Origin of the sequence: Micromonospora sp. MH33, assembly GCF_003013775.1 — a bacterium.
Lineage (GTDB): Bacteria > Actinomycetota > Actinomycetes > Mycobacteriales > Micromonosporaceae > Micromonospora > Micromonospora fulviviridis.
Map to the genome: position 1 here is coordinate 1 of NZ_MUYZ01000289.1, position 8,819 is coordinate 8,819.

The window sequence follows — 8,819 nt, forward strand, 5'->3', positions numbered from 1 at the left end:
GTGCTGGCCGCCGTGCTGGGCGACCACGCCGGCGGGTGGCCGCTGCCCCGCGCCGCCCGCGCCGTCGTCGACGTCGACTACGTCCTGGCCGCCGGTGGGCTGCTCGCCGCCGACCACCCCGGCGCGGCGGCCGCGCTGCTGCGCCGGCACCTGGCCGGGGGTTGAGCACTGTACGGCGGGGAGCTTCCGGCCACCGGCGTCCGCTTCCGGTGAGGCTGCCCAGGAGGCTCCATGCGGTCGACCGTGCGCGGCGTGGGCCTCGCGCTCGTCGAGTGCCCGGATTCGCCCCGCAACCGCACGGCCGGTCGGCAAAGGATTGGACGGGGTGCTGCTCGGGCTTGTAACTTGCAGTCGACCGTGACACCGCCCCAGGAGGTGAGACCCATGAACGCTGTATCGATGTGGGTGCTCCCCCTACCCGTCACGGTCGGGCGATTGACGTAGGTGTCGCCAGGAGCGCCTCGACAACGTGGCACTCCCGAAAGGCAACACCTATGGACTCTCCGCAGTTCACCGCCGAGCCGTCGCCGAACGATTCGGCCCAGCGCGACTTCACCGTGGGCGACGTCCCCGGACTCCGGTCGCCGGCCTCCGGCGCTGACCGGGCACCCCTCATGTTCGACGTGATCATTGCCGGGTGCGGCCCGACCGGCGCGATGCTGGCCGCCGAACTGCGGCTGCACGACGTGCGGGTACTCGTCCTGGAGAAGGAAACCGAGCCCAAGTCGTTCGTCCGCATCGTCGGCCTGCATATTCGCAGTATCGAGCTCATGGCAATGCGCGGACTGCTGGATCGCATTCGCGAACACGCAAGACAGCGTCCGGCCGGTGGGTTCTTCGCCGCCATCGACAAACCCGCGCCCCAGGGCCTGGATTCCGCGCACGCCTACCTGCTGGGCATCCCGCAGCCGGTCATCGAACGCCTGCTCGAAGAGCATGCGATCCAGCTGGGCGCGCAGGTCCGGCGCGGTTGCGAGGTGGCCGATTTCGAGCAGGACGACGACGGTGTGACCGTCGAGCTGGCCGACGGCGAACAGCTGCGTTCGCGCTACCTCGTCGGCTGTGACGGCGGGCGCAGTACGGTGCGCAAACTGCTCGGCGTCGGCTTCCCCGGCGAGCCCTCCCGGACCGAGACGCTGATGGGCGAGATGAGAGTGGGTGTGCCGCAGGAGGAGATCGTCGCCAAGGTGACCGAAATCGGCGAGACCAACAAGCGATTCTGGCTCCGGCCCGCAGGCGGTGGGGCATACAGCGTCGTGGTCCCCGCCGCGGGAGTCAGCGATCGCGCGGAACCGCCCACCCTCGAGGATTTCCAACAACAGCTGCGCGCCATCGCCGGAACCGATTTCGGTGTGCACTCCCCGCGCTGGTTGTCCCGCTTCGGGGATGCCACCCGGCTGGCCGAACGGTATCGGGTCGGGCGGGTGCTGCTGGCCGGCGATGCGGCACACATCCATCCACCCACCGGCGGACAGGGCCTCAACCTGGGCGTTCAGGACGCCGTCAACCTCGGGTGGAAACTGGCCGCGCAGATCCGCGGCTGGGCGCCGGAAACACTGCTGGACACCTACCAGGCCGAACGTCACCCGGTCGCCGGGGACGTCCTGGACAACACGCGCGCCCAGATGGAACTGCACTCCACCGAACCGGGCCCGCAGGCCGTGCGCAGGCTGCTCACCGAACTGATGGACTTCGACGAGGTGAACCGCTACCTGATCGAGAAGATCACCGGGATCGGCATCCGCTACGACTTCGGCGAAGGCCCCGACCTGCTCGGCCGCCGCCTTCCCGACATCGACGTGAAACAGGGCCGCCTCTACGGCCTGCTGCATCGCGGCCGCGGCCTGCTGCTGGACCGCACCGAACGCCTGACCGTCGGCGGCTGGTCAGACCGGGTCGACTACCTCGCGGACCCCGCTGCCGCACTGGATGTTCCGTGCGTCCTGCTACGCCCCGACGGCCACGTCGCCTGGATCGGCGACGATCAGCAGGACCTGGACGAGCACCTCTCCCGCTGGTTCGGCAGGCCCGCCAACTGATTGCCGAACCTGCTCGCGACCAGGTCCCGGTCCCCGCCCGGTGGGTCAGGGACAGGAGACCGGGGCCTGTACCGCCAGTACGCCCCTCACCAGGGACTCCCTGCCGGCGCGGAATGGGGAGCTACCTGGTCACCGAGCGGGACCAGCCGCCCGCGCCGACATCACCGAGGACGACTGGGACGGGCCGGGCTGACCGTCGGGAAACGGGCGTTCGCATCGAGACGCGCCGACGCGACACGCCGTGTCGCAACACACGACAGGCCCGGGTGGGTTGACAGCGGCGGGGGTGCACGCCGTACCGTCTTTGAGTCCTACCACGGGAAGCGGCTGCTGTTCGCTTCGTCCCTTCGTCCGCTGGCCGAGCGACCGGAAGGTTGCGGCGGCCAGGTCCAGCGGGCGGGGGTCGGCGGGGCGGCGCGAACCGGCCGCGGTTACCGGTGTACGGGCAGGGTGAGAGGAACGGCCAGTAGACAACGGCCAGGCGGGGGCAGCCAGTCCACGTCGGGTCGGTCCGAAGGTCGGCGCCGATCACCCTCGCCCCACCGGCCGGGAAGGGCCTGGGAGCATCGGGGCGCGGCGCGAGCCGCGCCCCGATTTTCGTTCCCGCCCGACCCCGCCAGGGCGGTGCCACCGGTCATGCCGTGGGGGAGACCCCGCACGAGGTGATCCCCGGCGGGGTGAGCGCGGTCGCCGCCGCTGAGACGGACGCCGCCGCCGACCCGAAGGACCGGGCGGCGCTGCGGCGACGACGACCTGCCGGTCACCCGGCTGCCGCAGTGACCCTGCCCGGACGGGCCGACGGGCGTCCCCGCCGGGTAGCCTTCGGCCCGTGATCGTGGTGAGGTGCCGGTGACGACGCTGGACCGGGAAGACGCGCGTGCCACCGACGGGGCACGCCCGGGCGACGGCGGGCGTCTCCTGCCGCTGAAACTGGCCGTCCCGGCGGCCCTGCTGGGCGGTCTGGCGCTGCTGGTCGCCTTCCCCCCGTACGGGCTGTGGCCCCTCGCCCCGGTCGGTGTGGCGCTGCTCGCCGCCGCGGCGCACCGGCGGCGGCTGCGCGCCGGCGCCGGGCTGGGCTTCCTCGCCGGGGTGGCGCTGTTCGCGCCGCTGCTGGAGTGGACCAACCTGCACACCGGCTACCTGCCGTGGCTGCTGCTGTCCCTGCTGCAAGCCGGCTACCTGGCGCTGCTCGGCGCCGCCACCGCCTGGGTGTCCCCGCTGGTCGACCGGCACCGCGCGGCCTGGCCGCTGGTCACCGGGGTGCTGTGGGTGGGCCAGGAGGCGCTGCGCGACCGCACCCCGTTCGGCGGGTTCCCGTGGGGGCGGCTGGCGTTCAGCCAGGACACCTCCCCGCTGCTGCGGCTGGCCGCGCTCGGCGGTGCCCCGCTGGTCACCTTCGCCGTCGCGCTGGCCGGCGGGATCCTGCTCTCCCTCGCCTGGCGCGACTGGCGCCGCCCCGCCGGGCTGTGGCGGCCGGTGGCCGGGCTGGCCGCCGCCCTCGCCGCGGTGCTCGCGGCCGGCCCCGCCGTGCCAGCCGGGGTACGCGGCGGCGGCGACACCGTCACCGTCGCCATCGTCCAGGGCAACGTGCCCCGCCTCGGGCTGGACTTCAACGCCCAACGGCAGGCGGTGCTGAACAACCACGTCGACGCCACCCTGAAACTGGCCGAACAGGTCGCCGCGGGCACACAACGCCGCCCCGACCTGGTGGTGTGGCCGGAGAACTCCAGCGACATCGACCCGCTGCGCAATCCCGGCGCCGGCGAGCGGATCACCCAGGCCGCCGACGCGATCGGGGCGCCGATCCTGGTCGGGGCGGTGCTGCTCGGCCCCGGCGCCGGTCAGGTCCGCAACGCCGGCCTGCTGTGGCGCCCCGGCAGCGGCGCCGACCTGGACCAGCTCTACACCAAGCGGCACCCCGTGCCGTTCGCCGAGTACGTGCCGCTGCGCTCGATCGCCCGGATGGTCAGCGCCGAGGTCGACCGGGTTCGCTCCGACTTCGTCCCCGGCAGCGCCCCCGGCGTGCTGGACACCGGCGTGGCCACCCTCGGGGACGTGATCTGCTTCGAGGTCGCCTACGACGGCATCGTCCGCGACACCGTCACCGGCGGCGCGCAGCTGCTGGTGGTGCAGACCAACAACGCCACCTTCGACGTGGCCGAGGCCCGCCAGCAGCTGGCCATGGTCCGGCTGCGCGCCGTCGAGCACGGTCGCGCCGCGCTGATGGCCTCCACGGTCGGGGTGTCCGGGTTCGTTTCCCCCGACGGGCGGGTAGACGGGGCCACTGGGTTCAACACCGCCGCGGTGGTGGTGCGACAGATGCGACTCGGCGACGGGCGTACCCCGGCCACCACGGCGGGGGTGTGGCCGGAGGTGGCCCTCGCGGCGCTCGCCGTCGCGGCCCTGGCCGGCGCGGGCGTGCTGCGCCGCCGCCGGGAGGTCGACCCGGGCTAGGACGACGAGCGGGGAGGCGGTACACGGTGGGCTTGGTAGCCGACAGGCGTACGGTCGGCCATCCCGGGGTGGGACGGGTCCTCGTGGTCATTCCCACCTACAACGAGGCCGACAACGTCGACCGGATCGTCGCCCGGGTGCGGGAGGCCGCGCCGGGGGTGGACGTCCTCGTCGCCGACGACAACAGCCCCGACGGCACCGGCGCCATCGCCGACCGGCTGGCCGGCGCCGACCCGCAGGTGCACGTGCTGCACCGTCCCGGCAAGGACGGGCTGGGCGCGGCCTACCTGGCCGGTTTCGCCTGGGCGCGCCAGCGCGGCTACGACGCCGTGGTGGAGATGGACGCCGACGGCTCGCACGCCCCGGAGGACCTGCCGGCGCTGCTGGACGCCGCCCGCGACGCCGACGTGGTGATCGGCTCCCGGTGGACCCGCGGGGCGCGGGTGCTGAACTGGCCGCTGCGGCGGCTGCTGCTGTCCCGGGCCGGGAACCTGTACGCGCGGCTGGCGCTGGGCGTGCCGATCTCCGACGCCACCGGCGGCTACCGGGTGTACCGCGCGGCCGCGCTGGACGCCATCGACCTGGCCTCGGTGCGCTCCCAGGGGTACGCGTTCCAGGTGGAGCTGTCCCGGCTGGCGCACCGCGCCGGGGTGCGCATGGTCGAGGTGCCGATCACCTTCGCCGAGCGGGAGCACGGCGACAGCAAGATGAGCCCGCTTATCGTGGCCGAGGCGCTGTGGCGGATCACCACCTGGGGACTGCGGGACCGGCGGGCCGCGGCGCGCCGGCCCGACGCGCTGGCCCGGTGGCCGTGAGCGCGGGCGTGTCATGCTGGAGGGGCGTGATGACACCCCCGGGCGGATGAGGTGAGATGCGCCGAGGACTGAAGTACGTACCACCGGCTCTGCTGCTGCTCGCGCTGTTGGAGCTGACCGTGTTCGTCCTGGTGGGCCGGGGCGTCGGGTTCGGGTTCGCGGTGCTGCTGGTGTTCGCGGCCTCGCTGCTGGCCTGGTGCTGCTGCGCCGGGAGGGCATGCGGGCCTGGCGCGGCTTCCGGGCCGCCGTGGAGTCCCGGCAGCCGCCGGGGCAGCAGGTCACCGACGGCCTCGTGGGCCTGGTGGGGGCGCTGCTGCTGGCGCTGCCCGGCCTGGTCAGCGGCGCGGTGGGGCTGCTGTTGCTGGTGCCGCCGGTGCGGCGGCTGGCCCGCGCCGGGGTGCGCCGGGCCACCGAGCGCCGGGTGTCGTCGATGGTCGCCGGTGACCTGTTCGGGCCGCGCCGGGTGCGGGTGCGGCGGGGCGCGCCGCAGACCGCGCCGACTCCCGAGCAGCAGCCGCAGCCGGTCGTCGAGCCCGGCCGGGCCATCGAGGGGGAGATCATCGAGCCCGGCCGGTCGTGATGGCGGGACAGACATGACGAAACGCCCCCGGGGTGATCCCCGGGGGCGTTTCGGTCGTTACGGTGCTCAGGCGCGACCGCGGCGGGTGCGGACCTCCTGGAGCCGCTCGGCGAGGATGTCCTCCAGCTCGGCGATCGAGCGCCGCTCCAGCAGCATGTCCCAGTGGGTACGCGGCGGCTTGGCCTTCTTCTGCTCGGGCTCGCTGCCGTCGACCAGGCGGGCGACGCTGCCGTCGAACTTGCACTCCCAGGTCGTCGGGACCTCGGCGTCGACGGCGAACGGCACCTCGAACTGGTGCCCCTTCGCGCAGAGGTACTCGCGGGTCTGACGCGGCGCGAGCTCCGTGTTGCGGTCGGATTCATAGCTGACTGCGCCCAGCCGGCTACCGCGCAGCATACGCTCGCCCATGATCGACTTCCCCTCGTTCGTGGTGCTGGTCTTCAGGTGTAACGGCCCGTCACCGCCGCCCCATTCCCGGCCACGCCGAGGGCCCGGCGCGGGGTCGGGGTTCTCAAGGGTAGCCGGTCATGACAGCTGCCCGGCGGGGTCGCCCCCGGCCGGGCCGAATCGGTGGAGTGTTTCGCCTTCCAACGGGGATGTTAGCCGCCCCCAGGTGTGCGGAGGTGACGATGACCAATGACGCGCCGGTCGAGGCCCGGCCCCCCGGCGGGAAGACCTTCTTCGGTCACCCCCGGGCGCTGTCGACGCTGTTCCTCACCGAGATGTGGGAGCGGTTCAGCTTCTACGGCATGCGGGCCATCCTGGTGCTGTACCTGACCGCGTCGGTCGCCGACGAGGGGTTGGACATCGGGGAGTCCACGGCCAACGCCGTCTACGGCACCTACAACGCGATGGTGTACCTGATGGCGCTGCCCGGCGGCTGGGTGGCCGACCGGCTGATCGGCGCGCGGCGCAGCGTGCTGTGGGGCGGCGTGGTGATCGCCGCCGGGCACTACGTGATGGCCGTCCCGGCCCGGTGGAGCGTGTTCGCCGGCATGGTGCTGATCGTGCTCGGCACCGGCCTGCTCAAGCCCAACATCTCGACCATGGTCGGCGACCTCTACGACCGGGACTCCCCGCGCCGCGACGCCGGGTTCTCGATCTTCTACATGGGCATCAACCTGGGCGCGTTCATCGCCCCGCTGATCACCGGCGTCCTCGGCGAGAAGATCAACTGGCATCTGGGCTTCGGCGCGGCCGCGATCGGCATGACCTTCGGCGTGCTCCAGTACGTGCTCGGCCGCCGCAACCTCGGTGACGCCGGCGCCCGGCCGGCCGACCCGCTGCTCGGCGCGGACCGGCGGCGGGCGCTGACCCGCATCGCCGTGGTCACCGTGCTGGTGCTCGTGGTGCTGGCCGTACTCGCCCTGATCGGGCTGTTCACCGTCAACACCGTGGTCAACCTGCTCACCCTGGTCACCGTGCTGGTCACCATCGCGTACTTCGTGCGGATCCTGACCGACCGGGAGATCAGCGGCACCGAGCGCAGCCGGATGAAGGCGTACCTGTGGCTGTTCGTCTTCGCCGCCGCGTTCTGGCTGATCTACGACCAGGCCGGGTCGGTACCGAACATCTTCGCCGCGGACCGGACCGACCGGAACGTGGCCGGCTTCACCTTCCCGGCGTCCTGGCTGCAGTCGGTGAACCCGATCCTGATCATCATCGGCGCGCCGCTGGCCGCCTGGCTTTGGCTCCGGCTCGGGCACCGGGTGTCCACGCCGATGAAGTTCGCCGTCGGCCTGGTGCTCAACGGCCTGTCGTTCGTGCTGATGGCCGCCGCCGCGCAGGCCGCCGTCGGCGGCGACCTGGTCTCGCCGTGGTGGCTGGTCGCCGTGTACGCCATCCAGGTCGCCGGTGAGCTGTCGCTGAGCCCGGTGGGCCTGTCGGCCACCACGAAACTCGCCCCGGTCAAGTACGCCAGCCAGATGCTGGGCCTGTGGTTCCTCGCCACCGCCGTCGGCGACGCGATCGGTGGCCAGGTGGCCCGGCTGGCCGAGAGCTGGTCCGAGCCGACGTACTTCCTGACCTTCGGCCTGGCCTCGGTGGTGCTGGGGCTGGCCGCGGTGATGTTCACCCGGCAGATCCGGGGGCTGATGGCCGGCATCCACTGACCGGCGTCACGTCACCGCGCGGGCGTCGGCGGCAGCGGCAGCGGCAGGCCGGGCAGCCCGTCGATGCTGGTGGCCACGTGTTCCTTGCCGGCGAAGTACGCGCTCAGCGAGGCGTCGTCCTCCCGGGCGAACCGCCGCCCGTGCAGGTCGCGGTCGGCCTCGTAGGTCATCAGCGGCACCGCGTAGCCGCAGGTGTCGCGGATCAGCCCGGCGTGGACCACGACGATCGCCCGCAGGCCGTGCGGGCCCGGGTCGATGTCGGGGAAGTGGCCCAGCAGCCCCGGCCAGCGCGGATCGTCGCGGAACACCGGCTCGCCCCGCCCGTGCACCCGGACGATGTTCGGCGGGCCGGTGAAGGCGCACCACATCAGCGTGATGCGGCCGTTCTCCCGCAGGTGGGCGACGGTCTCGGCGTTGCTGCCGGCGAAGTCCAGGTAGGCGACGGTCAGCTCGTCGAGCACCGCGAAGGACCCGCGCAGGCCCTTGGGGGAGAGGTTGATGGTGCCGTCGCCGGCCAGCGGGGCGGTGGCCGTGAAGAACATCGGCTGCGCCTCGATGAAGGTCCGCAGCCGGCCGTCGATGCGCTCGTACGTCTTTCCCACGCCCTGATCATCCTCGCCGGCCGCCACCTCCCGCTGCCCCGTCCCAGCCCGTGGCCGGCGGCCGGCCGGTGGTGTCAGCCGGCCCGGGCGCCGAGCCGGGCCAGGGCGCTGGCCAGGTCACTCACCTGGTCGGCGAGCTGACCGGCCCGCCGCTGGGCGGCGTCGCGGTCGGCCTCGGCGGCGGCCAGCCGTACGGTCAGCTCGGCCAGCCGGGCCTC

The 8,819-nt window shown here is 73.0% G+C and carries 8 protein-coding genes and 1 pseudogene; 7 read left to right on the plus strand and 2 right to left on the minus strand.

All coding sequences use genetic code 11. The annotated features are described in order from the left end of the window. The 6 genes and pseudogenes from B0E53_RS29565 to B0E53_RS29585 form a co-directional block, all read left to right on the plus strand. Positions 1 to 165, plus strand: a 165-nt coding sequence (locus B0E53_RS29565) for a glutamate mutase L (RefSeq protein WP_210406260.1), incomplete at its 5' end; no start/stop codon positions are given. A gap of 449 nt (positions 166 to 614) precedes the next feature. Then, positions 615 to 2,039, plus strand: coding sequence for a rifampin monooxygenase (gene rox, locus B0E53_RS29570; RefSeq protein ID WP_210406261.1), 1,425 nt, complete (start codon positions 615 to 617; stop codon positions 2,037 to 2,039). A gap of 641 nt (positions 2,040 to 2,680) precedes the next feature. Next, positions 2,681 to 2,872, plus strand: a complete 192-nt coding sequence (locus B0E53_RS37145; protein WP_146167810.1) for a hypothetical protein — start codon at positions 2,681 to 2,683, stop codon at positions 2,870 to 2,872. Between the two features lie 25 nt (positions 2,873 to 2,897). Continuing rightward, positions 2,898 to 4,493 carry an apolipoprotein N-acyltransferase gene (lnt, locus tag B0E53_RS29575; protein ID WP_246835664.1) on the plus strand — a complete coding sequence of 532 codons (1,596 nt, stop codon included), beginning with the start codon at positions 2,898 to 2,900 and terminating at the stop codon, positions 4,491 to 4,493. 26 nt (positions 4,494 to 4,519) lie between these two features. Continuing rightward, the gene (locus B0E53_RS29580; RefSeq protein ID WP_107079011.1) at positions 4,520 to 5,308 is read left to right on the plus strand and encodes a polyprenol monophosphomannose synthase; all 789 of its coding nucleotides are present in this window, start codon (positions 4,520 to 4,522) and stop codon (positions 5,306 to 5,308) included. A gap of 56 nt (positions 5,309 to 5,364) precedes the next feature. Next, positions 5,365 to 5,888, plus strand: a pseudogene (locus B0E53_RS29585) (FxsA family protein). Positions 5,889 to 5,954: 66 nt separating this feature from the next. On the opposite strand, the gene B0E53_RS29590 reads toward B0E53_RS29585, so the two are convergent. Further along, positions 5,955 to 6,296 (minus strand): RNA polymerase-binding protein RbpA, encoded by a 342-nt coding sequence (locus B0E53_RS29590; RefSeq protein WP_046564157.1) that lies wholly within the window; start codon positions 6,294 to 6,296, stop codon positions 5,955 to 5,957. 221 nt (positions 6,297 to 6,517) lie between these two features. On the opposite strand from B0E53_RS29590, the gene B0E53_RS29595 reads away from it, so the two are divergent. Continuing rightward, positions 6,518 to 7,999 (plus strand): peptide MFS transporter, encoded by a 1,482-nt coding sequence (locus B0E53_RS29595; protein ID WP_107079012.1) that lies wholly within the window; start codon positions 6,518 to 6,520, stop codon positions 7,997 to 7,999. A gap of 11 nt (positions 8,000 to 8,010) precedes the next feature. On the opposite strand, the gene B0E53_RS29600 is transcribed toward B0E53_RS29595, so the two are convergent. Beyond that, positions 8,011 to 8,601: a pyridoxamine 5'-phosphate oxidase family protein gene (locus tag B0E53_RS29600; RefSeq protein WP_107079013.1), complete on the minus strand. Its 591-nt coding sequence runs from the start codon at positions 8,599 to 8,601 to the stop codon at positions 8,011 to 8,013. Between the last annotated feature and the right edge of the window lie 218 nt (positions 8,602 to 8,819).

Bases quoted from the DNA above. Each gene is read 5' to 3' on its own strand.
- rox (WP_210406261.1), top strand. From the start codon at position 615: ATGTTCGACGTGATCATTGCCGGGTGCGGCCCGACCGGCGCGATGCTG.
- B0E53_RS29590 (WP_046564157.1), bottom strand. From the start codon at position 6,296: ATGGGCGAGCGTATGCTGCGCGGTAGCCGGCTGGGCGCAGTCAGCTAT.
- B0E53_RS29595 (WP_107079012.1), top strand. From the start codon at position 6,518: ATGACCAATGACGCGCCGGTCGAGGCCCGGCCCCCCGGCGGGAAGACC.